Source organism: Halomonas sp. IOP_31 (assembly GCF_021151495.1).
In the GTDB taxonomy this organism is placed as follows: Bacteria; Pseudomonadota; Gammaproteobacteria; order Pseudomonadales; family Halomonadaceae; genus Modicisalibacter; species Modicisalibacter zincidurans.
Genome location: NZ_JAIRBP010000014.1, coordinates 1 through 26,758 on the forward strand (window position 1 = coordinate 1; position 26,758 = coordinate 26,758).

The 26,758-nt window shown below is 63.8% G+C and carries 23 protein-coding genes; 17 read left to right on the forward strand and 6 right to left on the reverse strand.

Features of this window, described 5'->3' with window-relative positions; all coding sequences use genetic code 11:
* Positions 1-188: 188 nt before the first annotated feature.
* The 3 genes from K7I12_RS09060 (at position 189) to glnG (ending at position 3,547) form a co-directional block, all read left to right on the forward strand.
* Positions 189-809 carry a DUF4124 domain-containing protein gene (locus tag K7I12_RS09060; RefSeq protein ID WP_031385217.1) on the forward strand — a complete coding sequence of 207 codons (621 nt, stop codon included), beginning with the start codon at positions 189-191 and terminating at the stop codon, positions 807-809.
* A 197-nt stretch (positions 810-1,006) separates the two neighbouring features.
* Positions 1,007-2,050, forward strand: coding sequence for a nitrogen regulation protein NR(II) (gene glnL, locus K7I12_RS09065; protein ID WP_031385218.1), 1,044 nt, complete (start codon positions 1,007-1,009; stop codon positions 2,048-2,050).
* 87 nt (positions 2,051-2,137) lie between these two features.
* A complete protein-coding gene (gene glnG / locus K7I12_RS09070) occupies positions 2,138-3,547 on the forward strand; it encodes a nitrogen regulation protein NR(I) (protein WP_031385219.1) in 1,410 nt (469 codons plus the stop codon).
* A 100-nt stretch (positions 3,548-3,647) separates the two neighbouring features.
* On the opposite strand, the gene K7I12_RS09075 is transcribed toward glnG, so the two are convergent.
* Genes K7I12_RS09075 through K7I12_RS09085 form a run of 3 tightly spaced genes read right to left on the reverse strand, consistent with a single transcriptional unit; the run spans position 3,648 to position 4,682 of the window.
* A complete protein-coding gene (locus K7I12_RS09075; protein ID WP_031385220.1) occupies positions 3,648-3,974 on the reverse strand; it encodes a type II toxin-antitoxin system RelE/ParE family toxin in 327 nt (108 codons plus the stop codon).
* Positions 3,971-4,246 carry a type II toxin-antitoxin system Phd/YefM family antitoxin gene (locus tag K7I12_RS09080; protein ID WP_031385221.1) on the reverse strand — a complete coding sequence of 92 codons (276 nt, stop codon included), beginning with the start codon at positions 4,244-4,246 and terminating at the stop codon, positions 3,971-3,973. Before K7I12_RS09080 ends, K7I12_RS09075 begins: the two co-directional genes overlap by 4 nt.
* A 55-nt stretch (positions 4,247-4,301) precedes the next feature.
* Positions 4,302-4,682, reverse strand: a complete 381-nt coding sequence (locus K7I12_RS09085; protein WP_084173646.1) for a Wadjet anti-phage system protein JetD domain-containing protein — start codon at positions 4,680-4,682, stop codon at positions 4,302-4,304.
* Positions 4,683-4,883: 201 nt separating this feature from the next.
* Here K7I12_RS09085 and K7I12_RS09090 point away from each other — a divergent pair, with 201 nt between their 5' ends.
* The 6 genes from K7I12_RS09090 to K7I12_RS09115 all read left to right on the forward strand — a co-directional run bounded on the left by K7I12_RS09090 (position 4,884) and on the right by K7I12_RS09115 (position 11,338).
* Positions 4,884-5,936 (forward strand): class I fructose-bisphosphate aldolase, encoded by a 1,053-nt coding sequence (locus K7I12_RS09090; RefSeq protein WP_031385223.1) that lies wholly within the window; start codon positions 4,884-4,886, stop codon positions 5,934-5,936.
* 306 nt (positions 5,937-6,242) lie between these two features.
* A complete protein-coding gene (gene nrdH / locus K7I12_RS09095; protein WP_231663969.1) occupies positions 6,243-6,464 on the forward strand; it encodes a glutaredoxin-like protein NrdH in 222 nt (73 codons plus the stop codon).
* A gap of 97 nt (positions 6,465-6,561) precedes the next feature.
* Positions 6,562-6,978, forward strand: coding sequence for a class Ib ribonucleoside-diphosphate reductase assembly flavoprotein NrdI (gene nrdI / locus K7I12_RS09100; RefSeq protein ID WP_031385225.1), 417 nt, complete (start codon positions 6,562-6,564; stop codon positions 6,976-6,978).
* 7 nt (positions 6,979-6,985) lie between these two features.
* Positions 6,986-9,145, forward strand: a complete 2,160-nt coding sequence (nrdE, locus tag K7I12_RS09105) for a class 1b ribonucleoside-diphosphate reductase subunit alpha (protein ID WP_084173732.1) — start codon at positions 6,986-6,988, stop codon at positions 9,143-9,145.
* A 66-nt stretch (positions 9,146-9,211) separates the two neighbouring features.
* Complete coding sequence (gene nrdF, locus K7I12_RS09110) at positions 9,212-10,192, forward strand: class 1b ribonucleoside-diphosphate reductase subunit beta (RefSeq protein WP_231663970.1); 981 nt, start codon at positions 9,212-9,214, stop codon at positions 10,190-10,192.
* Between the two features lie 159 nt (positions 10,193-10,351).
* Positions 10,352-11,338 carry a sugar-binding transcriptional regulator gene (locus tag K7I12_RS09115; RefSeq protein ID WP_231663972.1) on the forward strand — a complete coding sequence of 329 codons (987 nt, stop codon included), beginning with the start codon at positions 10,352-10,354 and terminating at the stop codon, positions 11,336-11,338.
* Positions 11,339-11,529: 191 nt separating this feature from the next.
* On the opposite strand, the gene tkt is transcribed toward K7I12_RS09115, so the two are convergent.
* The 3 genes from tkt to K7I12_RS09130 are packed head-to-tail and all read right to left on the reverse strand — an operon-like array spanning position 11,530 to position 16,135.
* Complete coding sequence (gene tkt, locus K7I12_RS09120) at positions 11,530-13,530, reverse strand: transketolase (protein ID WP_231663974.1); 2,001 nt, start codon at positions 13,528-13,530, stop codon at positions 11,530-11,532.
* 56 nt (positions 13,531-13,586) lie between these two features.
* Positions 13,587-14,357, reverse strand: coding sequence for a triose-phosphate isomerase family protein (locus K7I12_RS09125; protein ID WP_231663975.1), 771 nt, complete (start codon positions 14,355-14,357; stop codon positions 13,587-13,589).
* Between the two features lie 56 nt (positions 14,358-14,413).
* A complete protein-coding gene (locus tag K7I12_RS09130; RefSeq protein WP_231663976.1) occupies positions 14,414-16,135 on the reverse strand; it encodes a dihydroxyacetone kinase family protein in 1,722 nt (573 codons plus the stop codon).
* Positions 16,136-16,493: 358 nt separating this feature from the next.
* Between K7I12_RS09130 and rpiB the strand changes: the two genes are divergently transcribed.
* The 8 genes from rpiB (at position 16,494) to K7I12_RS09170 (ending at position 26,510) form a co-directional block, all read left to right on the forward strand.
* Positions 16,494-16,952, forward strand: coding sequence for a ribose 5-phosphate isomerase B (rpiB, locus tag K7I12_RS09135; protein ID WP_231663977.1), 459 nt, complete (start codon positions 16,494-16,496; stop codon positions 16,950-16,952).
* Between the two features lie 392 nt (positions 16,953-17,344).
* Positions 17,345-18,457: an MDR/zinc-dependent alcohol dehydrogenase-like family protein gene (locus K7I12_RS09140; RefSeq protein ID WP_231663978.1), complete on the forward strand. Its 1,113-nt coding sequence runs from the start codon at positions 17,345-17,347 to the stop codon at positions 18,455-18,457.
* Between the two features lie 83 nt (positions 18,458-18,540).
* Complete coding sequence (locus tag K7I12_RS09145) at positions 18,541-19,191, forward strand: DUF2291 family protein (RefSeq protein ID WP_231663979.1); 651 nt, start codon at positions 18,541-18,543, stop codon at positions 19,189-19,191.
* Complete coding sequence (locus K7I12_RS09150; protein ID WP_231663980.1) at positions 19,191-20,747, forward strand: sugar ABC transporter ATP-binding protein; 1,557 nt, start codon at positions 19,191-19,193, stop codon at positions 20,745-20,747. Before K7I12_RS09145 ends, K7I12_RS09150 begins: the two co-directional genes overlap by 1 nt.
* A gap of 40 nt (positions 20,748-20,787) precedes the next feature.
* Entirely contained in the window at positions 20,788-21,957 is a 1,170-nt protein-coding gene (locus K7I12_RS09155; protein WP_231663981.1) for an ABC transporter permease, read from the forward strand.
* Between the two features lie 60 nt (positions 21,958-22,017).
* Positions 22,018-22,974: a D-ribose ABC transporter substrate-binding protein gene (locus tag K7I12_RS09160; protein WP_231663982.1), complete on the forward strand. Its 957-nt coding sequence runs from the start codon at positions 22,018-22,020 to the stop codon at positions 22,972-22,974.
* A 207-nt stretch (positions 22,975-23,181) separates the two neighbouring features.
* A complete protein-coding gene (locus K7I12_RS09165) occupies positions 23,182-24,744 on the forward strand; it encodes an FGGY-family carbohydrate kinase (protein ID WP_231663984.1) in 1,563 nt (520 codons plus the stop codon).
* On the forward strand, positions 24,741-26,510 hold the full coding sequence (locus K7I12_RS09170) for a glycerol-3-phosphate dehydrogenase/oxidase (protein ID WP_231663986.1): 1,770 nt from the start codon (positions 24,741-24,743) through the stop codon (positions 26,508-26,510). The genes K7I12_RS09165 and K7I12_RS09170 overlap by 4 nt, the downstream gene beginning before the upstream one ends.
* The last annotated feature ends 248 nt before the right edge of the window (positions 26,511-26,758 follow it).

A 26,758-nucleotide genomic window follows, 5' to 3' on the forward strand; every position in this document is an offset into this window, starting at 1 on the left:
CTGATCTCGGTACTTGATACGGTAAGGTGGCTCAGCCGTTCTTCGCGAACCGCCGTGGTACGGAACCGTATGCCCGGTGGTGTGGGAGGGCTCCGGGGGTGACCCCGGACCCTACCCGATTACACTGGCGGATATCGCCAATCGCGCAAGTGGTGGCGACGCGGCGCTAGGCAAAGGAGTGAAGGGGCATGATCAAGCGCGTTTTCACGGTTGTGCTGCCGTGCGCCATTGCGCTGGGAATAGAGGGAATAGGGGGAATAGAGAGTGCCGAGGCGGCCAGCGTCTACCGTACGACCGATGCGCAAGGCAACGTGGTATTTACCGACAAGTCGGTCGACAACGCCGAACGGGTCGATCTCGAGCCGTTGACCGTGGTGCCCGCCGTGGGAGTCGATGTCGCGCCGCCGCCCACGCAGCGTGCCGAGCCGGCTGCCTCGCGCGCCGGGCAGCCGTTCATGCCCTATTCCACCTTCCGTATCGCCGCGCCCGAGGATGGGCAGACCCTGCCCACCGGCGCCGCCGGGAACGTTCAGGTACGACTGACCATCGAGCCGACGCTGCGCGAGGATAACCAGGTACGCTTGCTGGTCGATGGCGTGGTAAGCCAGTCGGCCCTGAACAGCAGCGCGTTCATGCTCACCAACCTGGACCGCGGCGAATATACCCTGGTCGCCGAATTGCTCGATGCCGCCGGCCAGGTGCGCCACCGCAGTGCGCCGGTCACCCTCTACGTGCAGCGCGCCAGCGTCAATCTGCCGGCCAATCCCAACAACCCCGCCGGCCTGCCACCGAGCCGCACCGGCAATTAACGGGTGTCGCTCCCTTCATTTCTGCACGCCGCGTTGTGTGTGCCGCGCCATCAAGCAGCTTTCCTCGTCTCGATGCACCATAATAGTGCAGTGCGCCCCGACGCCCTGTCCGCCATCCCGCTCGTTGCGGGCCTGGCCAGACTGGCGCGTATCTTGCAAACACCAAGCTAACGGATCTCAGGATGTCGAGACGCGCCATGTACCAACGCTTGCTGGAAAACCTGACCACGGCGGTCGTGCTGCTCGACGGGGCGTTACGCGCACGCTGGCTGAACCCGGCCGCCGAAGCGTTGCTGGCGGTGAGCCGCAGTCGGGTCGAGGGGACGCGTCTGGAATGCCTGGAAGGCGAAGGCGGGGCGATCGCCGAGGTGTTGCGCAAGGCGCTCGAGGAAAACCACCCTTTCACTCAGCGCGAGGCCATATTGCTGCTGGCCGGCGGCGAGGCGATCACCGTCGACTTCACCGTCACGCCGTTGTCGGACGCCGAGTTGCTGCTCGAGATCGAACCCCGCGACCGGCTGCTGCGCATCTCCCGCGAGGAAGCGCTGGTCACCCGTCAGGAGACCATCAAGGTGCTGTCGCGGGGCCTGGCCCACGAGATCAAGAATCCGCTGGGCGGGATTCGCGGCGCGGCGCAACTGCTCGAGCGCGACCTGCCCGACCCGCAGTTGGCCGAGTTCACCCGGGTGATCGTCGAGGAAGCCGACCGGCTGCGCGACCTGGTCGATCGCATGCTCGGCCCCAACCACCTGGTCCGCCACGAGCCGCTCAACGTGCACCGAGTGCTCGAACGGGTACGCGCGCTGCTCGAGGCCGAGCACCCCCGAGTCGCCTACGTGCGTGACTACGACCCCAGCCTGCCCGAGCTGCACGGCGACGAGTCGCAGTTGATCCAGGCGGTGCTCAACGTGGCACGCAACGCCGTCCAGGCGATGGATGAAAGCGGCACGCCAACCCCGCGGCTGACGCTGCGCACCCGGGCCCGGCGGCAGTTCACACTGGGCGCCGAGCGCCACCGCCTGGTCTGCGAGGTGGCGATCGTCGACAACGGCCCGGGGATTCCCGCGGCGCTGCGCGACACGCTGTTCTATCCGATGGTCTCGGGGCGTGCCGAGGGCAGCGGCCTGGGGCTGTCGATCGCCCAGTCGATCCTGCATCAGCATCAGGGGCTGGTCGAGTGCGACTCGCATCCCGGCTGTACCGAGTTTCGCCTGCTGATGCCGCTGGATGCCCATCAGTGACCGGGGCGGAACATTGCCAGAGCGCCGGACGTGCCGAGACTGCGACCATCGCCGAAGGCGAAACCATGCGACCCGCTGGAGGGCTTTATGAATGATCCCGCCCGTATCGTCATCGTCGACGACGACCGAGCCATACGCTGGGTGCTGGAGCGCGCCCTGGCCCAGCCGGATCTGGACGTGACCAGCTTTGACCGGGCCGATACCGCGCTCGAGGCGATCCTCAGCTATCCCCCCGAGGTACTGCTCACCGACATCCGCATGCCGGGGCTCGATGGCCTCGACCTGATGGCGCAGGTGCGCGAGGCGTGCCCGGACCTGCCGGTGATCGTGATGACCGCGCATTCCGACCTGGACAGTGCGGTGGCCTCCTATCAGGGCGGCGCCTTCGAGTACCTGCCCAAGCCGTTCGATGTCGACGACGCCCTGGCGCTGGTGCGTCGCGCGGTGGCCCACGCCCGCGAGCGCGCCTCGCCGGTGGTGGTGCCCGAGGGCTTCTCGGCGGATATCATCGGCGAGGCGCCGGCGATGCAGGAGGTCTTCCGGGCCATCGGTCGGCTGTCGCAATCGCACATCACCGTGCTCATCAACGGCGAGTCGGGGACCGGCAAGGAGCGCGTCGCCGAGGCCCTGCACCAGCACAGTCCGCGCAGGGCGCAGCCGTTCATCGCCCTGAACATGGCGGCGATTCCCAAGGACCTGATGGAGTCCGAGCTGTTCGGCCACGAGAAGGGCGCGTTCACCGGCGCCACCGCCCAGCGTCGCGGGCGTTTCGAACAGGCCGACGGCGGCACGCTGTTCCTCGACGAGATCGGCGACATGCCGCCGGACACCCAGACCCGGCTGCTGCGGGTGCTGGCCGACGGCGAGTTCTATCGGGTCGGCGGCCATCTCTCGGTCAAGGCCGACGTGCGGATCATCGCCGCGACCCATCAGAACCTCGAGGCGCTGGTCAAGGACGGGCGCTTTCGCGAGGACCTGTTCCACCGCCTCAACGTGATTCGCGTGCACCTGCCCAGGCTCGCCGAGCGCCGCGAGGACATTCCGCGGCTGGCCCAGCACTTTCTCGCCGAGGCCGCCAAGGAGTTGTCCACCGAGCCCAAGGTGCTGACCCGCGACGCCGAGCTGCACCTCACCAGGCTGCCCTGGCCGGGCAACGTGCGCCAGCTCGAGAACACCTGTCGCTGGCTGACGGTGATGGCCTCGGGCCGCGAGGTGCTGATCGACGACCTGCCGCCGGAGCTGCGCGACGTCGAGGGCACCGAGGCGGCCAGCGGCGATTGGCGCGGCGCCTTCCGCGAATGGGCCGATCGGGCGCTGGCTGCCGGGCATACCCACCTGCTGGAGGAGGCGGTGCCGGATTTCGAGCGCATCCTGATCGAGACCGCGCTCAAGCACACCGGCGGGCGCAAGGGCGAAGCGGCTGAACTGCTGGGCTGGGGGCGCAACACGCTGACGCGCAAGCTCAAGGTGTTGCTGCCGGCGCTGGCCGAGGAGTGAAAATGCTCCGAAGCGGCGGAACTGCTGGGCTGGGGGCGCAATACGCGCTCTTTACAAGGGCCTGCAAGCTCAAGGTATTGCTGCCGGCGCTGGCCGAGGATTAACCGCCGAGCAGGCGGCGTGCAAGCAGGCGCTGCATATCGCGTCGGCTGTCGGCGATGAGGTAGATCACGACCCGGTTACCATGCAGGCGATAGAGGATGCGTGCGGGAGGCTCGACCAACTGGCGATAGTCGCGAATGCCGAGTTCGAGCAGTTCCTTGGGGTGGCCGCCGCGCACGGGAAACTCGGATAGCGATTGCATGCGCGCCTGCAAGCGATCGAGCACGCCATCGGCGGCGGCGGGTGAATCGGTGTCGGCGATGAAGTCGTACAGTTCGCGCAGGTCAGCGGCTGCCGAGCGCGTCAGTTGTACGTGGTGGCTCAATGCTCGTCGTCCCGCGACTGGATCGCCGCGAAAGCGTCTTCGGCGTCGATGGTCTCGTCGCGCTCCACCTCGCGATTGCCCATTGCCAGAATCTTCAGCAGCGCCAGGGTCTCCTGGGTCTGTTCGTAACTTCTGATGTCCTGCACCACCATTTTGGCTTCGCCGTTCTGGGTGATGACCATGGGCTCGCGCAGTTCGTTGAGCGACCTGGCGACATCGGAGGCATGGGCCTTGAGATAGCTGATCGGCTTGATGTGCTCGGAGTATTTCATAAGGTGGATTCGCCAAGGTGAATATGACCGAATTTAGTCTTTTTTTGGTCAGGGCTCAAGCCGTATGTTGAGTCTGCTGCATCAGCGTCGTCAGCGCTCGCTCCAAACAAGCGAAGCCGACGCGCTCCTGCTCCAGACGCACCCGCTCGCCCCAGGCATCGCCGCGCAGGGCAGTGAACAGGGCGAACTCATCCTCGGTCAGGCGGCTGGGGGTAAGGAGGCGTCGTCGAGACGCTGGCGCAGGTGAAATAGCCAATCGTCGAGCAGGGCGGCCAGGGCCTGCTCGGGATGGCTGCGTACATTGGGGGATGATGAAAGTGCGGTGCAAGAAGCCGATCACCATGGGCGCATGCTCGGCGCGCAGTAGTGTCCAGGCGGGATGGGAGCGGTGCAGATAACGCAGATGATCGAAGTCCATGACTGTAAGATACTGCAAGGGATAACTCAGCCCAAGCCGCTGCTTTTATGCTTGGCTGTAGAAACCTATGAGGTTATTTCATGCAGAGGAGGGACAGTTCTCGTACCTGTAGGCCTGCGGTCATAAGGTGGAAAGCAGCGCCAGTTATCTTCAAGATGGGGCGTAAGAGCGAAAATTGCGGGAAGCAATGCCCATTCCAACGAGGGAGGAAATTGGACAATGACCGATATTGCCAAACTGCTGGGCGACGAGGCCGACAGCCTGCTCAATCACACCTGTCGCGGTTTCGACAAGCAAAGCCTCTACCTGCCCGGGCCGGACTTCGTCGACCGGGTGATGAGCGACACCGACCGTGGCCCGAACGTGCTGCGCAACCTGCAGGCGATCTACGATCACGGCCGCCTGGGCGGCACTGGCTACGTGAGCATCCTGCCCGTCGACCAGGGCATCGAGCACTCCGCCGGCGCCTCGTTCGCCCCCAATCCGCAGTATTTCGACCCCAAGAACATCGTCGAGCTGGCGATCGAGGGCGGCTGCAACTGCGTGGCCTCGACGCTCGGCGTGCTGTCCTCGGTGGCGCGGCGTTATGCCCACAAGATTCCGATGATGCTCAAGCTCAACCACAACGAGTCGCTGACCTATCCGGCGATCTACGATCAGACGTTGTTCGCCCAGGTCGAGCAGGCCCACGCCATGGGCTGCGTGGCGGTGGGCGCGACCATCTACTACGGCTCGCCCGATTGCCGCCGCCAGATCACCGAGATCAGCGAGGCCTTCGAGCACGCCCACCAGCTGGGCATGGTCACCGTGCTGTGGTCGTACCTGCGCAACCCCGAGTTCAAGAAGGACGGCACCGACTATCACGTCGCCTCGGACCTGACCGGCCAGGCGATCCACATGGCGGCGACCATCAAGGCCGACATCGTCAAGCAGAAGCTGCCCGAGAACAATGGCGGCTACCGGGCGATCGGCTTCGGGCATACCCACGACAAGGTCTATGACGAGCTGACCTCCGACAATCCCATCGACCTGGCCCGCTATCAGGTCGCCAACTGCTATATGGGACGCATCGGGCTGATCAACTCCGGCGGCGGCTCCAAGGGTCACAGCGATCTCGGCGAAGCGGTGCGCACCGCGGTGATCAACAAGCGTGCCGGCGGCATGGGGCTGATCTCCGGGCGCAAGGCCTTCCAGAAGCCGATGGCCGAGGGCGTCGAGCTGCTCAACGCGATTCAGGACGTCTACCTGGCCAAGGACGTCACCGTGGCTTGATAGGTGTCGTTGGCATTCGCCGGGTCGACGACCCGGCTGGTCTCGAGGCCCGGCTATTGCCGGGCCTTCTTGTTGCTGGAGCGCTGTTGGTGACCCCGGGGCGGGTTGCCGCATGGTATCCGCGGCACGCGTGACACCCATGCCACATGGGAGTGTTTTAGCGCCCGCTACCATATGTTTGACGTGAATCAGAGATTCGCTACTATATATAGTTAAAATGCATTGGCGGGTCACCTAGCCAAGCGGTAGGATCGAGTCATCGTCGAGCGATGCTTCGCTGTCTTAAACTAAAGCGGAATCATTGTCATGAGCATTAAAATCTACAGCAAGCCGGACTGCATGCAGTGCCACGCGACCTACCGGGCGCTCGACAAGCAGGGGCTCGATTATACCGTCGTCGACCTGACTGAAGACCAGGGGGCGGTCGAGACCGTTCAGTCGTTGGGCTATCGCCAGCTGCCGGTGGTGGTCGCCGCGGGCGAGCACTGGTCGGGGTTTCGTCCCGAGAAGATCCGCAGCCTGGCGTGAGCCATGGCGAGTCCTCGGTCGCCGCTTGATGGCGAGTCTTCGGTCGCCGCTTGATGGCGAGTCTTCGGTCGCCGACCGAAAGCAGCGGGAGAGCGACGTGAGCGAACTGGTCTATTTTTCGACCAAGTCGGGCAATACCCGCCGCTTCGTGGAGAAGCTGGGCGTGCCCGCCGCGCGCATCCCGTCGAGTCGTGACGAGGGCGCGCTGCGGGTCGAGCAACCCTATGTGCTGGTGGTGCCGACCTACGGCGACGGCGATCCGCGCACGGCGGTGCCGGGCCCGGTGATCCGCTTTCTCAATGACGAACACAACCGCTCGCTGATCCGCGGCGTGATCGCCGCTGGCAACACCAACTTCGGTGCCGCCTACGGCCTGGCCGGTCGGGTCGTCGCCCATAAATGCCAGGTGCCGATGCTCTACCGCTTCGAACTGACGGGCACCCCCGAGGATGTCGTCGCGGTTCGCCGGCGCCTGGCGCCGCTTTTGCAAACCGAGCTCTCTCATGTTGGATGAAACGACGATGCAGACCCACGAACCCGGCGTGGCAGACGAGACGGTCCGGCCCAGGCAGTCGCTGGATTACCATGCGCTCAACGCCATGCTCAACCTGTACGACGCCGAAGGCCATCTACAGCTCGACAAGGACCGCGAGGCCGCGCGTCAGTACTTCCTGCAGCACGTCAATCAGAACACCGTGTTCTTCCACACCCTCGAGGAGAAGCTCGGTTACCTGATCGAAGAGGGCTACTACGAGCGCGCGGTGCTCGAACAGTACGATTTTGCCTTCGTCAGCGCGCTGTTCGATCAGGCCTACGCGGTCAAGTTTCGCTTCCAGAGCTTTCTCGGCGCCTTCAAGTACTACACCAGCTATACGCTCAAGACCTTCGACGGCAAGCGCTACCTGGAGCGTTTCGAGGATCGCGTGTGCATGGTCGCGCTGAACCTGGCGCGCGGCGACGAGCGGCTTGCCCGCCAGCTTGCCGACGAGATCCTCCATGGGCGTTTCCAGCCGGCCACGCCGACCTTCCTCAACTGCGGCAAACAGCAGCGCGGCGAGCTGGTGTCGTGCTTTCTGTTGCGTATCGAGGACAACATGGAGTCGATCGGCCGGGCGATCAATTCGGCGCTGCAGCTCTCCAAGCGCGGCGGCGGGGTGGCCTTTTTGCTGAGCAACATTCGCGAGGCCGGAGCGCCGATCAAGCGCATCGAGAATCAGTCGTCGGGCATCATCCCGATCATGAAGCTGCTCGAGGACGCGTTCTCCTACGCCAACCAGCTGGGCGCGCGCCAGGGCGCCGGCGCGGTGTATCTCAACGCCCATCACCCGGACATCCTGCGGTTCCTCGACACCAAGCGCGAGAACGCCGACGAGAAGATCCGCATCAAGACGCTGTCGCTGGGCGTGGTGATTCCCGACATCACCTTCGAACTGGCCAAGCGCAACGAGGCGATGTATCTGTTCTCGCCCTACGATGTGGAGCGCATCTACGGCGTGCCGTTCGGCGACATCAGCGTCACCGAGAAATACCAGGAGATGGTCGACGACGGGCGCATCCGCAAGACCAAGATCAACGCCCGCGAGCTGTTCCAGGCGATCGCCGAGCTGCAGTTCGAATCCGGCTACCCCTACATCCTGTTCGAGGACACCGCGAACCGCGCCAACCCGGTGGCCGGGCGCATCAACATGAGCAACCTGTGCTCGGAGATCCTGCAGGTCAACTCGCCGACCGAGTACCACGACGACCTGGGCTATCGGCGCATCGGCGAGGACATCTCCTGCAACCTGGGCTCGCTGAACATCGCCAAGATGATGGACTCGCCGGACTTCGCCGCCAGCGTCGAGACCGCGATCCGCGGGCTGACCGCGGTGTCCGAGATGAGCGACATTCGCTCGGTGCCGTCGATCGCCGAGGCCAACCAGCGCTCCCATGCCATCGGCCTGGGCCAGATGAACCTGCACGGCTACCTGGCCCGCGAGCACATCCATTACGGCAGCGAGGAGGGCCTGGATTTCACCAATCTGTATTTCTACACGGTGACCTTCCACGCGCTGCGCGCGTCCAATCGCCTGGCCATCGAGCGTGGCACCGCGTTCGCCGGCTTCGAAAAATCGCAGTACGCCAGCGGCGAGTATTTCGACAAGTACACCGAGCAGGCGTGGGCGCCCAGGACCGAGAAGGTGCGCGGCTTGTTCGAGCACAGTGGCATCGAGATTCCGACCCAGGCCGACTGGCGCGCGCTGAAGGAATCGGTGATGGCGCACGGGCTTTTCAACCGCAACCTGCAGGCGATTCCGCCGACCGGCTCGATCTCCTACATCAACAACGCGACCTCGAGCATCCACCCGGTGGTGTCCAAGGTCGAGATCCGCAAGGAAGGCAAGCTGGGGCGCGTCTACTACCCGGCGCCGTTTCTCGACGACGCCAACCAGGAATACTACCGCGACGCCTACGAGATCGGTCCCGAGAAGATCATCGATACCTATGCCGAGGCCACTCAGCACGTCGACCAGGGCCTGTCGCTGACGCTGTATTTTCGCGACAGCGCGACCACCCGCGACATCAACCGCGCGCAGATCTATGCCTGGCGCAAGGGCATCAAGACGATCTACTACGTGCGGCTGCGCCAGTCGGCGCTGGAAGGCACGGAGGTCGAAGGCTGCGTCTCCTGCACGCTCTAGCGCTTTGAAACGACGCCCCGCCGCGGCGGGGCCGAGCAACCCTATTTGCGAGTGAGAGTCCCGTCCATGACTGCCACTGTCTCTACCCCACGCCTGCGGCGCGTCGATGCCATCAACTGGAACCGGCTGCAGGACGACAAGGATCTCGAGGTGTGGAATCGCCTCACCAGCAACTTCTGGTTGCCCGAGAAGATCCCGCTGTCCAACGACATTACCTCGTGGAACACCCTGACCGAGCTCGAGCAGCAGCTGACCATCCGCGTGTTCACCGGACTGACGTTGCTCGACACCATCCAGGGCACGGTCGGCGCGCCGGTGCTGATCGAGGACGCCGTCACCCCCCACGAGGAGGCGGTGTTCACCAACATCGGCTTCATGGAATCGGTGCATGCGCGCTCCTACAGCTCGATCTTCTCGACGCTGTGCGCGACCCGCGACGTCGACGCCGCCTATCGCTGGAGCGAGGAAAACGGTCACCTGCAGAGCAAGGCCGAGCTGATTCTCGAGCGCTATCGCGCCGAGGACCCGCTGATGCGCAAGGTCGCCAGCGTGTTCCTGGAGTCGTTTTTGTTCTACTCGGGTTTCTATTTGCCGATGTACTTCTCGAGCCGCGGCAAGCTGACCAACACCGCCGATCTGATTCGGCTGATCATCCGCGACGAGGCGGTGCACGGCTACTACATCGGCTACAAGTTCCAGCGCGCGCTGGAGGCCGAGTCGGCACAGCGTCAGCGCCAGGTCAAGGAGTACACCTTCGACCTGCTGCTCGAGCTCTACGACAACGAAGTGCACTATACCGAGTCGCTCTACGACGAGGTGGGGCTGACCGAAGAGGTCAAGGCGTTTTTGCATTACAACGCCAACAAGGCGCTGATGAACCTGGGCTACGAACCGTTGTTCCCCGGTGCCGTGGAGCAGGTCAACCCGGCGATCCTCGCCGCGCTCTCGCCGGGGGCCGACGAGAACCACGACTTCTTCTCCGGGGCGGGCTCGTCCTATGTGATCGGCAAGACGGTGCGTACCGAGGACGAGGACTGGGCATTCTAGGTTTTGATGGCATGTCCTTGCTTGACTACATGCTGGTGACGGTTGAAGCGCCATGAGTAAGCGGGCCCTGCATGGGAGGGCAGAGGCGCCCGCTTGTGCGGGAGCCTCGCTTTATGGGATATGCTAGTGCCCGTCACGCAGAGCACCGGGAAGAACAGGATGAATGAGCGTCAGGATTCCGCCGATATCGATTTGATGACCGAGATTGCCACTCTCTACTATGTGCAGGGCGAGACTCAGGAAGTCATTGCCAATCGGCTGGGGCTGTCCCGGGTCCGGGTCGGGCGCTTGCTCAAGCGGGCCCAGGCGGAAGGTATCGTGGATGTCAGGGTGCGCCAGCACCCGGCGGTCAGTGCCGAGATCGAGCAGGAACTCAAGCGTCGCTTCGGGCTCAAGCGGGCGCTGATCGCTCTGGATAACGCCGATCAGGACGTGCAGCGTTCAGCGGTGGCCAGTCTGGTGGCGGATCATCTTTCCCGGAGCCTGGCCGATGGTCAGATTGTCGCCGTGGGCATGGGGCGTAACGTCGGGGCAGTTGCCGACAACGTCTTCGGCGCCGAATCCTTGAGTGTGTCCTTTGTCTGTGCCATTGGTGGCTCGCTGCGGGCCGGCGAATACATGAACCCCGATCATATTTGCCGCCGCATGGCAGGCAAGTTCGGCGGCGAGAGTGAAACGCTCTACGCGCCTGCGCTGGTGCAGAATAGCGAACTGCGCGATGCCCTCTATGATAATCCTACCGTGCGCCAGACCTTGGACAGAGCGCGTCGAGCGGATATCGCCCTGATCGGTGTGGGGGATGTGAGTGAAAACAGTAACATGGTGCGTATGGGGTGGTTCACGGCCCAGGAGATCGCCGAGGCACGGCTCTCCGGAACGGTAGGCGATATGATGGGCTACGACTTTATCGACATTCATGGTCGCCCCTCGGCCACCCCCATGCAGGGCCGGGTGATCGGTCTTAATATTCAGGATTTGATCCGGATTCCCGATGTCATCGCCATCGCCAGCGAGAATACCAAGGCAGTGGGTATCCTCGGCGCCCTGCGTACCGGCGTGATCGATACTCTCGCCACTAGCGTCACCAACGCACACACCATCATTCGCCTCGATGAGGCGACCCGTCGAGGGGACAATTTCCCTTGAGGCGAGACGGGTTGCGCTATCACATCTCCCTCGATGAGGGCGCATGAGTGATATGCAGCATGCCCCGATAGCGAAGCAGCAGGCGATTCCCAACGGGGCGCCGCCTGTTGCTCGTGGTATAATGGACCCCGAAATCAAGACACTGATTTAAGATATGCCGAGGCCGATTTCGAAGGGACCAGCGCTGTCGCTCAGTCGGCGCCGCTCAGCAGTTCCTCGACCTGGGCGACGACGTTCTCGACGGTGAAGTTGTAGTACTTGAACAGGTCGCCGGCCGGCGCCGACTCGCCGAAGCTGTCCATGCCGACGATGCGCCCGTCCAGGCCCACGTACTTGTGCCAGTAGACGCGATGGCTGGCCTCGATCGCCACGCGCTGGCGAACGTTCGGCAGCAGCACCGCGTCGCGATAGCTCTGCGGCTGGGCGTCGAACACGTCGGTGGACGGCATCGACACCACGCGCACCGCCTTGCCCTCGGCTTCCAGCGCATCGGCGGCCTGTATCGCCAGGTCGACCTCGGAGCCGGTGGCGATCAGGATCGCCTGGGCCGGGTCGTCGCTGTCCTTGAGCACGTAGCCGCCGCGCTGGATGTCGGCCAGCTGGTGCTTGTCGCGCTGTTGCGGCGCCAGGTTCTGACGCGACAGCACCAGCGCGGTGGGCGCGCCGCGACGATGGATGGCGGCATGCCAGGCGGCGGCCGTCTCGGTGGCATCGCACGGGCGCCAGGTCGACAGGTTGGGCGTCGAGCGCAGGGCACTGAGCTGCTCGATGGGCTGGTGGGTCGGGCCATCCTCGCCGAGACCGATCGAATCGTGGGTATACACGAAGATCGCCTGACGATTCATCAGCGCGGCCATGCGCACCGCGTTGTGCATGTACTCCATGAAGGTCAGGAAGGTCGCACCGTAGGGGATGAACCCGCCATGCGCGCTGATGCCGTTCATGATCCCGCCCATGCCGAACTCGCGCACCCCGTAATGCAGGTAGTTGCCCTCGAAGTGATCGCGATTGATCGCTCGCGAGCCCTTCCAGAAGGTCAGGTTGGAGGGCGCCAGGTCGGCGCTGCCGCCGAACAGTTCGGGCAGGTCCGGGCCGAGTTCGTTGAGGCATGCCAGCGAGGCCTTGCGGGTGGCCAGCGTCTCGCCCTTCTCCTGGGCCTCCTCGATCAGCTTCTCGCTCTTCAGGGTGCTGGGCAACTGGCCCTTGAGACGCCGCTGCAGTTCCTTGGCGAGTTCGGGGTGGTCGGCCTGGTAGCGCTCGAAGCGCGCGTTCCAGTCGTTCTCGGCCTGGGCGCCGCGCTCGGCGGCGTCCCAGTCCTGGTAGACTTCCTCGGGCACGTGGAAGGGCGCGTGGGGCCAGCCCAGCTGGCGGCGCGCCGCGGCGATCTCGTCGTCGCCCAGCGGTGCGCCGTGGGCCTCTTCCTTGCCCTGCTTGTTGGGGGCGCCGAAGCCGATGACCGTGGTGCAGATGATCAGGCTGGGCCGGTCGTCGTGCTGACGGGCCAGCTCGATCGCCGCCTTGACCTCTTCGGGGTTGTGGCCATCGACGTTGGGCACCACATGCCAGCCGTAGGCCTCGAAGCGCTTGGCGGTGTCGTCGGTGAACCAGCCCTCTATCTCGCCGTCGATCGAGATGCCGTTGGAGTCGTAGAAGGCCACCAGCTTGCCCAGGCCCTGGGTGCCGGCAAGCGAGCAGACCTCGTGGGAGATGCCCTCCATCAGGCAGCCGTCACCGACGAACACATAGGTGTAGTGATCGACAATGTTATGGCCCGGCTGATTGAAATGGGCGGCCAGGGTGCGTTCGGCGATCGCCATGCCCACCGCGTTGGCCAGGCCCTGGCCGAGCGGGCCGGTGGTGGTCTCGACGCCAGGGGTATAGCCCAACTCGGGGTGGCCGGGCGTCTTGGAGTGCAGTTGGCGGAAGTTCTGCAGATCCTCGAGGGTGAGCTCGTAGCCGGTCAGGTGAAGCAGCGAATAGAGCAGCATCGAGCCGTGACCGTTGGACAGCACGAAGCGGTCGCGGTCGGCCCAGTGCGGATTGGCCGGGTTGTGCTTGAGGTAGTCGTTCCACAGCACCTCGGCGATGTCGGCCATGCCCATTGGGGCGCCGGGGTGACCGGACTTGGCCTTTTGTACGGCATCCATGGACAGTGCGCGGATGGAGTTGGCTAACTGACGACGAGATGGCATTGGCTTTCGGATCCCTTAGATCGTAAATGGATGATGGAGCAAGGCGCGATCTTGGCTCAGCGCGACGCGGCAAGCATCGAGGCCTCCTCGACGATGGCCTCGAACGCGACCGAATCGTGAGCGAAACGGCCCAGAAACAACCCGTCGACTTGTCCTGCCAGCCGAGTCAACAGGCCCGGGCCAGCGCTGCCGCCATAAATGACACTGGCTGCAGGGGAGGCGTGCAATTGTTCACGCAACCCCTGGCAAACTGCCGCGATGTGGGTGAGCGGTGCCGACTCCGAGGCGCCGATCGCCCAGTGCGGTTCATAGGCGACCACCAGCGGCTGTCTGCGCTGCTCGGTAGACGCCAACGACAGGGCCGAGTCGATCTGGGCGCGACAGTCGTCAATGGCGCTGGCCGGGTCGCCGCGATCGGCTTCGCCGATACAGAGAACCGGAATCAACCCATGCGCCAGCGCCACCTGGGTCTTGGCCGCGACGACATCGGAATCTTCGCCAAACAGCCGACGGCGTTCAGCGTGTCCGACCTCGACGTAGCGGCACCCCATATCGGCCAGCATGGCGCCACTCACCTCGCCAGTATAAGCACCGTATGGCGACTGATACAGGTTTTGGCCGCCAACATCGATGGGCGTATCGGTAAAGATATCAATCGCCGGTGCGATCGCGGGAAAACTGGGAAGTACAAATAGTGACACCCGGCCGTCGATGACGGTCGGGTATTGATTGATGCGCTGCGCGATTTGGCGACACCAAGCCAGTGTCTGAGTGTAGCCGAAGTACATCTTGAAGCTGATACCCAGCGTGATCGGAAGCTTTGCCATGATGTTCCCGTGGTGCCCGGTGATTCGCCGTTGCTCGATTCGTCACTGTCCGGTCGTCACCGCTTGATGACGGCCTGGATGTTGCCGACGATCATGGAAAGCGATATTGCACCCGGATCGGGCGTGCCGAGGCTCTTTTCCGCCAGCGGACGAGCGCGGCCCAGCTTCGGCTTCAGCGCGGACGTGGTCTTGGCGGCGTCGGACGCTGCCTCGACGGCCCTGCCCCAGGCGACCGGGAAAGCGTCACCGGCCTCGAGGGCGCGTTCGAGGGTTTCACTGAACGGCACCAGTGCATCGACCAGCGTCTTGTCTCCCAGTTTGGCCTTGCCGAACGCCATGACGTCGTCCTTGGCCTTGGTGATGCCTCGTGCGTAGCGCACAGGAGTCGGCTCTTCGTCATCGCCGAGCGTCACGCTCAGGGCGTTGAGCATGACGCCCCAGATGGCGCCGGAGGTGCCGCCCGCGCGATCCGCCCAGGCTTCTGCCGCCAGGCGTAGCACGGTGCCGGCGCCGGCGTTGCGGCTCACGGCATCCTCGGCTGCCAGTTCCGCCGCGACAGCCCCCCTCTGCATGCCGATACCGTGATCGCCGTCCCCCGCGATGGCGTCGAGTCGCCCCAGCTCTTCAGCCTTCTGGTCGATGATCTTGCGCGTGGCGCTCAATGCCTGATAGACGCAACGGGCGGCGGCGATCGAGGTCTCGCTCGCCGGAGGAATGGCATCGGCATCGGGGATGTCGAGCTGGGACGCATCGATCGGGGGAGCAGCCTCGAGACTGCCCTTGCGATAGGCCGGTGCATCCGCTGGCGCCTTCCAAAGGCCCTCCAGTTCATCGTCGAGCCAGAATAGCGTCAGCGAAGCGCCTGCCATGTCGAGACTGGTGACCAGTTCGCCGACCTCTGGTTCGACGATCTCCAGTCCGGCATCTGTAAGCAATTGATTGACCCGTCGATAGACCACGAACAGTTCTTCGTACTTGATCGAGCCCAGGCCGTTGAGCAGCACTGAAACCTTGGCGCCTTTGGTGCTGTCGATGCCATCGGGAATCTCTTCCATCAGGTGCGAGACGAGCAGTTCCGCCAGGCCGTCGGCCGTGGGCACGTCCTGTTCGCTGATGCCCGGTTCGCCGTGGATGCCCAAGCCGACCGCCATCTTGCCCGAGGGTACATGGAACAGCGCATCCTGGGCGCCCGGCAGCGTACAGCCATCGAACGCCACGCCCATCGAGCGCGTGCGCAGATTGGCAGCGCGAGCCACGCGCGTGACTTCCTCCAGTGAGTGGCCGGCTTCGGCGGCGGCAGCGGCGACCTTGAACACCGTCAGGTCCCCGGCTATGCCGCGGCGCTTGTGCAGTTCTTCGCGGCTGGCGCTTGAGACATCGTCGACGACCGCCACGATCTCGCACGGGATCCCCTCGCCAATCAACCGCTCCCGGGCCTTGCCGAAGTGCAATACGTCGCCGGCGTAATTGCCGAAGCTCAAGAGCACGCCGGCGCCGTTGTTGGCTGCCTTGCAGACGCTGTAGACCTGTTGGGCGGAAGGCGAGGCGAACAGGTTGCCCATTACTGCGCCGTGAGCCAGCCCCTGGCCGACCAGGCCGGCGAAGGCCGGATAGTGGCCCGACCCTCCGCCGATAACGACGGCAACGGTACCGGGTTCGCTGCGAGTGCTTCGGATCACGCCGCCCGGCACCTGACGGACGCGTTGCGCATGAGCCGCGACGAACCCCTCGGTCGCTTCATCGACGAAATTCACTGGGTCGTTGTAAAGGCGTGTCATGGCCGACGCTCCCGCAGGTTGGTGATTGTCGCGCTGAGAATCTCGCAGAGCTGCGGCTCACAGCCGATTGATTAATTGATCTTATGCTGTACATTTGGTTTATGCACTATGTGATGACCATCATAGCGGTGATCAAGCATGCGGATATGCGACTTTGGTAGAGATTTCGGCGCCATGGCGGCTATCGGCAGCGCTTTCTGAACCCTCGCTTTTTCCGGTCATGCCACTGATGTGGCTTCAGGATATGCTTTTTTATCGCACCTTGATGTTCATATGAAATAAATTTGTTCATATGATCGGAGCGGGGGTATGATATCGCCGTCGACTATGACGCCGTTGATCGAATGGGAGGTGAGCGATGGCTCAGAAATGGCGAGTGGCGCTGGGGTGTGACGAGGCGGCCTACGAGATGAAGCAGGTCATGATCGAGCACGTGCGGTCGCTGGGGCATGAGGTCGAGGACTTCGGTACGCATGATGCGCAGCCGGTGCTCTATCCGGATGTTGCCTTCGAAGTGGCGCAAGCCATTGCGGGAGGGCGTTGCGATCGTGGAGTCCTGATGTGTGGTACGGGGATCGGGGTGGCGATCTCGGCCAACAAGGTGGCGGGCATTCGTGCGGCCCAGGCGCACGATACCTACTCGGCCGAGCGTGCGCGCAAGAGCAATGACGCTCAGATAGTCACCATGGGGGCGCGGGTCATCGGCATCGAGCTGGCCAAGAGCATTGTTAGCGCCTTTCTCGCCAGCGACTTCTCCGGCGGGGGGTCCCAGGTCAAGGTGGACCGCATAGCGGCGTACGAGCGCGACCATTGCTGATCGTGCGAAGCAATTGATGCCGGGTGTCGAGTGGCTGCGCGACACGTCGAGCGCGGTGTTTCGTGCGTGTCTGCATGACTGTGGCCGCTCGGTGGTACAGGATGTCGGTGATCGAGCCATCTCTCAGACAATGAGCATATGATCTTGCATAGATCCTATTCTTGCGCCAATTTTGAGGCCAACCGAGGCTCGAGTTGGGCTTTTATCGAAATAACTTTAGTCGTAGGCTCCCGCCATCGTTGCTATATTATTCTTTATAGACAAATGTCTATTGTGCTTTGCCTAAAGTCTTATGGAATTTTTGAGATGAATGCATTGATGTTTATTGGCTGGCTAGGCTACAAACATATGACCAAATAACGATCATGTGTTTTGTGCACGGGAGATCTTCCATGAGTGAATCCACCGCAGCATCCATCCAGCCGGCTTCCAGTGGGGATATTCCCAAGACGATGAAAGCGGTGGTTGCTTATGCGCCCGGCGATTACCGCTATGAGGAAGTGCCGGTCCCCGAGATCGATGAGAAGGAAATTCTGATCAAGGTCGAGGGGTGCGGTATCTGTGCCGGTGATATCAAGTCCTATGATGGCGCACCCAGCTTCTGGGGCGACGAGACACAGCCGGCCTATATCAAGGCACCGATGATCCCGGGGCATGAGTTCATCGGCCGGGTGGTGAAGGTTGGCGCCCAGGTCGAAGGTTACGCCGTCGGCGATCGCGTGATTTCCGAGCAGATCGTGCCGTGCTGGCAGTGCCGCTTCTGCGGCCGGGGGCAGTACTGGATGTGCGAGAAGCACGACCTGTACGGCTTTCAGAACAACGTCAATGGCGGCATGGCCGAGTACATGAAGTTCACCAAGGAGGCGATCAACTATCACGTCCCCGAGGAGCTGCCGCTGGAGAAGGCGGTTCTGATCGAGCCCTACGCCTGCTCGCTGCATGCGGTGCAGCGCGCCAGGATCGAACTGGGCGATGTGGTGGTGCTCTCCGGTGCCGGCACGCTGGGGCTCGGCATGGTCGGTGCGGCCAAGAAAGCGGGCGCCGAGAAGCTGATCGTGCTCGACCTGTTCGACGAGCGCCTGGAGCTGGCCAGGAAGTTTGGCGCCGATCTGACCCTCAATCCCAAGCGCGACGACGTGGTTTCGATCATCAAGGAGATGACCGAGGGCTACGGCTGCGACGTCTACATCGAGGCGACCGGCCATCCCAAGTCGGTGGAGCAGGGGCTGGCGATGATCCGCAAGCTGGGCCGTTTCGTCGAGTTCAGCGTGTTCAAGGATCCGGTCAGCGTCGACTGGAGCATCATCTCCGACCGCAAGGAACTCGACGTGCTCGGCTCCCACCTCGGCCCGTACTGTTATCCGCTGGTCATCGAGGGGATCCGCAACGGTGACTTCCCGACCGAAGGGGTGGTGACTCACAAGCTGCCGCTGGAGAAATACGAGGAGGGCTTCGAGCTGATGAAGAGCGGATCGAAGTCACTGAAAATCGTGCTGATTCCGTGACGTGCCTGGCCGGCCGACTGGCGGTTTTTCGTCGGTTGGCGTAGACGAGAGAAGCAGAGGTTTCGCAGAAAAGGGCTGAAGTCATGAGTGCAACAGTTGCCAGTCGGCCAGCGGCGCCGAATAAGCTCAAGGGACGCCTCGTCATTGGTGCCTGCGTGGTCGCGTTGCTGGCCGTGATGGCCTGGGACACCACGGTGGTGAAGATCGGCTCGGAAGCGGCGCTCGAAGGCGGCTTTTCGGCCGCCACATACGGCGTCGAGCATTTCCCGGATATCCAGGCCAGCGTCGAGGAGCGTGCCGTCGAGGCAAGCGAACTGGCGTCTGCGGTACTCGACGACTCGACTGCGGCGGGGCAGAAGTACGGCGTTGGCGAAGGTTTCGGGCCGGTGGTGCCGGTCACGTTCACTGGCACTTTCGGCGAGGCCCGTTCAGGCATCTATCCGGTCACGGTGGACGGCGTACCCGACGACATCACGATTCGCGTACAGACCGGCCCGGCCATCAACGGCACCGATCTACGCGATGCCACCGGCGAGATCTCGTTTGGCGAGTTCACCAATCAGATCGAATACCAGAACGCGGGCGCGTCGATCAATGACGCCATGAAGCAGGCGGTGCTGGCGGATGTGGACACGGCCAACCTGAGCGGCAAGCGCGTCAGCGTGACCGGCGTGTTCAAGTTGATCAATCCCAAGAACTGGCTGGTGACGCCCGTCAGCCTGGAGGTGCAGTGATGGCTTCCCCTTCGGTTCGGCCGGCGCCTGCAAGCGAACCAGCCGATGACATCGTGCTCTCGGCGCGGGATGTCGCCAAGTCATTCGGTAGCGTGCATGCGCTCAAGACCGTCAATTTCGATGTCTATCGGGGGCAGGTGACCACGCTGTTCGGCGAGAACGGCGCCGGCAAATCGACGCTGATGAAAATTCTCTCCGGCGTGATGCAACCGACCTCCGGCGAGATCCTGCTGGAAGGCGATCCGGTGCGCTTTGCTTCGACCACCGATGCTCAACGCCTGGGGATCTCGATCATCCACCAGGAACTCAGCCTGGCGCCCAATCTCAGCGTTCGCGACAACATCTTCATGGGGCGCGAGTTGAAGGGGACGACCGGTATCGACTATGCCGAGGAGGCGCGTCAGACCCGGGCGTTGATGGCGGAGCTCGATGAGCCGATCGATCCGCTGACGCCGGTGGAGGACCTGCGCCTGGGGCAACAGCAGGTCGTCGAGATCGCCCGCGCGCTGTCGGTCGATTCGCGCATCCTGATCATGGACGAGCCGACGTCGGCACTGTCGGCGACCGAAGTCGAAGTGTTGTTCCGGGTGATTCGCGACCTCAAGAGCCGCGGGGTGTCGATCGTCTATATCTCCCACCATCTGGAGGAGGCGCTGCTCATCACCGATCACGCGGTGGTGCTGCGCGATGGCGTGATGACGGCCTACGCCAGGCGAGCGGATATCGATCTGGAGTGGATCGTGCGCAACATGGTCGGCGAGAACTTCGATCTCGGCTCGCCGCCCACCGGCCACGCCATGGGCGAGGTGGCGCTGTCGCTCGACGACGTCAGCGTCGCCGACACCGCCGTGCCGGAGCGCTCGGTCGTCGATCATCTGTCGCTGGAGGTTCGCGCCGGCGAGATCGTCTGCATCTACGGCCTGATGGGCGCCGGGCGCACCGAACTGCTCGAGTGCGTGGCCGGTCGCGTGCCGCTGAGCGGTGGGCGGGTGGTGCTGGAAGGCGAGGACGTCTCGCACCTGGGCATCGCCGAACGCATTGCCAAGGGGCTGGTGCTGGTACCCGAAGATCGCCAGCGCGACGGCCTGGTGCAGACCATGTCGGTGGGTGAGAACCTGTCGCTGGCCAGCATCAAGGCGTTTACCCGCTGGTTGCTGACCTCGGGCCAGCGTGAGCGCAGCGTGGTCGACGAGTCGATCGCCAGCGTCCATATCAAGACCGATGGTCCCCGAGCCGAGATCGGTTCGCTCTCCGGTGGCAACCAACAGAAGGTGGTCATCGGCAAGATGCTGGCGACCCACCCCCGGGTGGTGGTGCTCGACGAGCCGAGCCGTGGTATCGATATCGGGGCCAAGGCCGAAGTGTTCAAACTGCTGGCGGAAGGGGCTGCCAAGCAGGGGCTGGCGGTGATCTTCTCCACCTCCGAGGTCGGCGAATGCCTGAGCATCGCCCACCGAATCGTGGTGATGAGTCGCGGGCGCATCGCGGCCGAATTCGGCGCCGACGCCTCCAAGGAACAGATCATGGCGGCTTCCGGCGAAGCCGTGGTCGCTTAAAAGAACACGTTAGCGCTTTCTCTCGAAGGGAGTTTTGATTATGTCCAAGCACAGCCAAGCGCCAGCGCGTCGAGGGGGTGGCTTCGATCTGGGACGAATGCTGCTGGAAGGGCGCGCCTTCTTCGCCCTGATCGCGATCATCATCATCTTCTCGGCGTTGTCGCCGGTCTATTTCTCGACCAACAACTTCCTGACCATGTCGTCCCACGTGGCGATCTTCGGCCTGCTGTCGATCGGCATGCTGCTGGTGGTCCTGACCGGTGGTATCGATCTGTCGGTAGGCTCGACCCTGGGCCTGGCGGGGGTCGTGGCCGGCTTTCTGATGCAGGGCGTGACCTTCGACATGTTCGGCGTGACGCTCTATCCGCCGGTGTGGGTCGTGGTCATTCTCACCTGCGCGCTGGGCGCGTTCGTCGGTGCCATCAACGGCGTACTGATCGCCTACTTCAAGGTGCCGGCCTTCGTCGCCACCCTGGGGCTGCTCTATGTCGCCCGCGGCGTCGCGCTGCTGATGACCGACGGTCTGACCTACAACAATCTCGGCGGCAGCCCGGAACTGGGCAACACCGGCTTCGACTGGCTCGGCTTCAACCGGCTGTTCGGCGTGCCGGTGGGCGTGCTGATTCTGGCGGCGGTTGCAGTCGTCACCATTCTGACGTTGGCGCGTACGCCGTTCGGCCGCTGGGTTTACTCGACCGGGGGCAACGCGCGGGCGGCCGAGCTCTCCGGCGTGCCGGTCAAGCGAGTGCAGGTCTCGGTCTATGTGCTCTCCGGTATCTGCGCGGCGATCGCCGGGCTGGTGCTGTCGTCCCAGTTGACCTCCGCCGGCCCGACGGCCGGTACTACCTATGAGCTGACCGCCATCGCTGGCGTGGTCATCGGTGGCGCCGCGTTGACCGGCGGCCGCGGTAACGTGCGCGGCACCTTGCTCGGCGCTTTCGTGATCGGCTTCCTGTCCGACGGCCTCGTCATCATCGGCGTCTCTTCCTACTGGCAGACCGTGTTCACCGGTGCCGTGATTGTGCTGGCGGTCCTGCTCAACAGCATTCAGTACAGCGGGCGCAGGAAACGCGCGACCCAGTCGTCCGAGCCCGAATCGCCTGAACCCAAGGCGCCCGCTTCGCCCACTTCTCCATCCTCGAGCGACGACGCATCCCGCGAGACGCCCGGGGCGGAAAGTAGCGCCGGCAAGCCGGCAACGCAGCATTAACCCGTACGTGTCGATTGACACGGGTTAGAAACACAACCGCAAAAGAAGGGTGAATCCATCATGTTCAAGACAGGAAAACGCTTGCTGATCGCCGCCCTCGCCGTGAGCGCGCCGTTGCTCGCCGGCACTGCCATGGCGCAGGACAAGGGGCTGATCTCGATCATCGTCAACGATACCTCCAACCCTTACTGGTTCACGGAAGGCAAGGTAGCTCGCGAGACCGCCGAAGAGCTGGGTTACCAAGCCAACGTCAGTGCCCACAAGGGGGATACCAACGCCGAAAGCCGTCAGATCGACACCGCGATCACCAATCAGGCCAAGGCGATCATTCTCGATCCGGCCAATGCCGACGGTTCCATCGGGGCGGTGCGCAAGGCCGTCGACGCCGGTATCCCGGTCTTTCTGGTCAACGCCGAAATCAACGAACAGGGGCTGGCCAAGGCGCAGCTGGTGTCCAACAACGCGCAAGGCGCGGCAATGGGCGCGCAGCAGTGGGTCCAGACGGTCGGAGATTCAGCCAACTACGTCGAGCTGAAGGGCGCGCCTTCCGACAACAACGCCGCGACCCGCTCCAACGGCTATGAGACGGTGCTGAGCCAGTATCCCGATCTCAAGAAAGTCGGCGAAGATGTGGCCAATTGGGACCGCACCCAGGGCTTCAACAAGATGCAGAGCCTGCTGCAGGCCAATCCGAATATCCAAGGGGTGATCAGTGGCAACGACGAGATGGCGCTGGGTGCGATCGCTGCCCTCAAGGAAGCCGGCAGGCTGGACGACGTAGTTGTCGGTGGCTTCGACGGTTCGCCCGATGCGGTCGAGGCGGTCAAGTCCGGCGAGCTCGCCTATACCGTGCTGCAGCCGGTGGCAGTTTTCGCCGAGGATGCCGTACGCATGGCGGACCGATTCATCCGCACGGGTGAGACCGGGCTCGACAGTGAGAAGAAACTTTACGACTGTATCCTGATTACCCCCGACAACGTCGATCAGTACGTATCACCCTTTGTACTCGAGCAATAAGGGTAGCAGGACCGCGCGGGGAGCGGACTTCCCTTCGTACGAGAACGTCGCGAGCCAGGGTTCGCGGCGTTCCCTGTACGGGTGTGTCTGCCGAGCATGACGGCCTCACCAGATGCAATCTCTTCGGGGGCGGCACGGGCCAGCGCCTGCCGATTCGTCCCAAGGATCACCGAATGATTCGGCGAGCACGATCAACAGGAGGCAGCCATGTCACGTGGTTATCTGCTGGGGCTCGATGGCGGTTCGAGTTCCACCAAGGCGGTGATCTTCGATACCGACGGCAACGTCATGGGCATCGGGCGGGAAACGTCTCGGCTCGAGCATCCTCTGGCGCACTGGGTCGAACGTGACATGCATGCCGCCTGGGCTAGTGCCACTCAGGCGATACACGCTGCGTTGACGGCCGCCGACGTGGATGGTGGCGATATTCTGGCGATCGGCGTCACGGCCCACGGCGATGGGCTCTATCCACTCGATCGGAAGGGCGAACCGCTCGGCCATGCCATCACCTCACTCGATAGCCGCGCGGCGGGGATCGTCGAACGCTGGTCTCGGGAGGGCGTGCGCGACGAAGTGCTGGCACGCATCGGGCAGATGCCTTTCGCCTTTTCGCCGGTGGCCTTGCTGGCGTGGATGCAGGAACATCAACTCGAGCGATTTTCCGCGCTCGGCCACGTGCTGACCTGCAAGGACTGGCTGCGTTTCAAGCTGACCGGCGCGGTGGCCACCGACTTCACCGAGGCCAGCACCGGCTACACCGACGTGAACACGCAGCGCTACAGCCGTGAGGCGCTGTCGTTGCTGGGTATCGATAGCGTCTTCGAGACGCTGCCGGAGATCCGCATGCCCGACGAGATCGCAGGACATGTCTGCGAGACGGCGGCCCGCGCCACCGGCCTGAGAGCCGGCACTCCGGTGGCGACGGGGCTTCACGACGTCACGGCCAGCGTGGTGGGGGTGGGGAACGTCGAGTCGGATACGCTGACCATCGCGGCCGGCACCTTCAGTATCAACGAGGTCTTCTCCGACGCACCGAAGCCCGATCCGCGCTGGGCCACGCGCAATGGGCTGCGCCCCGGACAGTGGCTCAACATGGCGATTTCGCCGGCCTCATCGAGCAATCTCGAATGGTTTCACCGCCAGTGGGGCCGGCCGGGCGATGGCGGCGCCGGGGCCTTTCTCGCCGACATGGAATCGGCTCTGGACGCCGCGTTCAGGAGTCCGTCGCGATTGGTCTATCATCCGTTCCTTTATGGCTCGCCCTACGACGAACCTGCCAGCGCCGGGCTGTTCGGGCTGCAGGGCTGGCATGAACGTGGCCATGTGCTGCGCGCGATTCTCGAAGGGGTGGTGTTCAATCATCGCGTGCATGTCGATGCGTTGGCGTCGACCTTCACCATCGACCGCGTGCGCATCACCGGCGGCGGCAGTCACTCGCCGCGGCTGGCCCAGCTGTTCGCCGATTCGCTCGACCGACCGCTGGAGACCTCGCGAATTCAGGAGGCCGCCGCCTGGGGCGGCGCGATCTGTGCGGGCGTGGCCGCCGAGGTGTTTCCATCGATCGAGTCGGCCACCCGGCTTTGCGAGATCGACCACCGCTATACACCGGAGGCCCGTCGCCAGGCCGAGTGTCAACAGGCTTTCGAGCGCTATCAACGGCTGATCGAGGGGTTACGACCGCTATGGGCGGCGCTCGATGTCGGTGCGTCGCCTTCGCAGCCGCCCGACGCCCAATCCGAGTCCATGCCGCTAGCGGGGGCCGCACAATGACGGAACCCTTGGGTTCACCACCGCTGACTCGTCGGCAGACGCTGGAACGGTTGCGGGCCGATCCCTCGGTCTCGGTACTGATCATCGGTGCCGGTATCAATGGTGCCGGACTGTTTCGCGATTTGGCGTTGCAGGGCGTCGATACCCTGATCGTCGACAAGCAGGACTTCTGCGCCGGCGCCAGCGCCGCGCCGTCGCGCTTGATTCATGGCGGGCTCAAGTATCTGGAAACCGGTGAGTTTAGGTTGGTGGTACAGTCGACTCGCGAGCGCAATCTGCTGCTGCGCAATGCCCCGCACGTGGTGCATCCGCTGCGCACGGCGATGCCGACGCACAGCTGGTGGGGCGGCATCTGGCCGTCAATCCAGCGGTTCTTTCGGCGCCCGGCGAAGATCGACGACCGCGGCATCCTGATCAGTGAATTGGGGCTGACGCTCTACGACTTCTTTGGGCGGCATTTTCGCAGCATGCCTCGCCACTCGCTGGTGCTGGGGCGCAAGGTGCACCAGTCGCTGCCGGACATTCGACACGATGTGCGGGCGTTGCACACCTACTACGATGCGGCGATCAGTCAGGCCGAGCGGCTGGGATTCGAGCTGATCGATGATGGCTGCCGAACCCATCGCGAAGCGATGGCACTCAACCATGTCACCCTGACCGGTGCCGACGGCGGAGCGGTGAATTTCGAGGACGAGGAAGGGCACGCCTTCACGGTCCGCCCGCAGATCATCGTCAACGCCGGCGGCGCCTGGATCGACGAGATCAATCGTCAACTGGGGCGTGAAACCCGGCATATCGGCGGCACCAAGGGCGGGCATCTAATCGTCGATGCGCCGGTCATTCGGCGTCAGCTCGACGGCCGCATGATCTACTTCGGAACCCCGGATGGGCGCATCTGCCTGATCTATCCGTTCATGAACCACGTGCTGGTCGGCGCCACGGATATTCGCTGCACCGATCCGGATCAGGCCGTCTGCGACGATGCCGAGCGCGACTACATGCTCGAGACGGTACGCTACCTGTTCCCCGGGGTGACGGTCGGCCCCGCGCAGGTGCGCTACCGCTACAGCGGGGTGCGACCGCTGCCGCGCAGCGATGCTGCCGATCCGGGCCAGATCAGCCGCGATCATGCCATCGTCGAGGATCGCATCCACGAGTGGCCGGTACTGTCGCTGGTCGGCGGCAAATGGACCACTTTTCGGGGCTTTGCCGAGGAGGTGGCCGACGACGTGCTCGCGAGGCTCGGTCGTCGACGGGAGATCGATACCCACCGGCTGGCGATCGGCGGCGGTCGGGATTACCCCTGCGACGCGTTGGCGCGTGAGGCCTGGCTTGCTCGGGTGACTGCGATCTGCGGGGGCGATCGGCGGCGGGCTATCGCCCTGCTGGATCGCTACGGCACCCGCGGCGAGGCGGTGGCGCATCATTGTTCCCAGGATGCCACGAATGGCGAAGCGGGCCAGCGCCCGCTCGAATCCCTTGCCGACTACTGCGTGGGGGAAATCGACTTCGTCTGCCGCTTCGAGCGCGTCGAGCATCTGGCTGACGTGCTGTTCCGGCGTCTGCCGATCGCGCTCTCCGGGCAGCTCGATAGCGCGGTGATCGATGAGGTCGCCACGCTTTGCAGCGCGGCGTCGGGATGGTCGCTGGCGCGCCGGCGGTCAGAGATCGAGCAGGTTCGTGACGTCGCCATGCGCGGGCATGGCGTCTCGCTCGCGCCAATCGATGAGCATTCGCCGACTGCGACCCGGCAGATCACGTCATGACGACGGTCGATTCCTCCAGTGGGTTCGTGCCGACGGCTGCGATCGATGCGGGACGCACTTGAGCTGCATGGTGGCGTTCGATCACACGCTGCTGGCCCGGTCCAGTGGAATACGCGATCGAGGAGCGCCGGACCCGGGAGGACAAGTCCCACGCGGATGGTCATGCCGAAGTGGGTAAAACATAGGCAGCTAAGCGGGCAGCGTGTAAACTCTTGACCCCCGAGCCGGACTCCACCAGCTATGCTGGC

What these genes read in the sequence shown, in the direction of transcription:
- tkt (WP_231663974.1), bottom strand. Translation starts at nt 13,530, where the DNA reads ATGCCATCTCGTCGTCAGTTAGCCAACTCCATCCGCGCACTGTCCATG.
- K7I12_RS09145 (WP_231663979.1), top strand. Translation starts at nt 18,541, where the DNA reads ATGAGTGCAACAGTTGCCAGTCGGCCAGCGGCGCCGAATAAGCTCAAG.
- K7I12_RS09165 (WP_231663984.1), top strand. Translation starts at nt 23,182, where the DNA reads ATGTCACGTGGTTATCTGCTGGGGCTCGATGGCGGTTCGAGTTCCACC.
- nrdH (WP_231663969.1), top strand. Translation starts at nt 6,243, where the DNA reads ATGAGCATTAAAATCTACAGCAAGCCGGACTGCATGCAGTGCCACGCG.
- K7I12_RS09150 (WP_231663980.1), top strand. Translation starts at nt 19,191, where the DNA reads ATGGCTTCCCCTTCGGTTCGGCCGGCGCCTGCAAGCGAACCAGCCGAT.
- nrdF (WP_231663970.1), top strand. Translation starts at nt 9,212, where the DNA reads ATGACTGCCACTGTCTCTACCCCACGCCTGCGGCGCGTCGATGCCATC.
- K7I12_RS09140 (WP_231663978.1), top strand. Translation starts at nt 17,345, where the DNA reads ATGAGTGAATCCACCGCAGCATCCATCCAGCCGGCTTCCAGTGGGGAT.
- K7I12_RS09170 (WP_231663986.1), top strand. Translation starts at nt 24,741, where the DNA reads ATGACGGAACCCTTGGGTTCACCACCGCTGACTCGTCGGCAGACGCTG.
- K7I12_RS09060 (WP_031385217.1), top strand. Translation starts at nt 189, where the DNA reads ATGATCAAGCGCGTTTTCACGGTTGTGCTGCCGTGCGCCATTGCGCTG.
- nrdE (WP_084173732.1), top strand. Translation starts at nt 6,986, where the DNA reads ATGCAGACCCACGAACCCGGCGTGGCAGACGAGACGGTCCGGCCCAGG.
- rpiB (WP_231663977.1), top strand. Translation starts at nt 16,494, where the DNA reads ATGGCTCAGAAATGGCGAGTGGCGCTGGGGTGTGACGAGGCGGCCTAC.
- K7I12_RS09130 (WP_231663976.1), bottom strand. Translation starts at nt 16,135, where the DNA reads ATGACACGCCTTTACAACGACCCAGTGAATTTCGTCGATGAAGCGACC.
- K7I12_RS09080 (WP_031385221.1), bottom strand. Translation starts at nt 4,246, where the DNA reads ATGAAATACTCCGAGCACATCAAGCCGATCAGCTATCTCAAGGCCCAT.
- K7I12_RS09155 (WP_231663981.1), top strand. Translation starts at nt 20,788, where the DNA reads ATGTCCAAGCACAGCCAAGCGCCAGCGCGTCGAGGGGGTGGCTTCGAT.
- glnL (WP_031385218.1), top strand. Translation starts at nt 1,007, where the DNA reads ATGTACCAACGCTTGCTGGAAAACCTGACCACGGCGGTCGTGCTGCTC.
- K7I12_RS09125 (WP_231663975.1), bottom strand. Translation starts at nt 14,357, where the DNA reads ATGGCAAAGCTTCCGATCACGCTGGGTATCAGCTTCAAGATGTACTTC.
- glnG (WP_031385219.1), top strand. Translation starts at nt 2,138, where the DNA reads ATGAATGATCCCGCCCGTATCGTCATCGTCGACGACGACCGAGCCATA.
- K7I12_RS09090 (WP_031385223.1), top strand. Translation starts at nt 4,884, where the DNA reads ATGACCGATATTGCCAAACTGCTGGGCGACGAGGCCGACAGCCTGCTC.
- K7I12_RS09115 (WP_231663972.1), top strand. Translation starts at nt 10,352, where the DNA reads ATGAATGAGCGTCAGGATTCCGCCGATATCGATTTGATGACCGAGATT.
- K7I12_RS09160 (WP_231663982.1), top strand. Translation starts at nt 22,018, where the DNA reads ATGTTCAAGACAGGAAAACGCTTGCTGATCGCCGCCCTCGCCGTGAGC.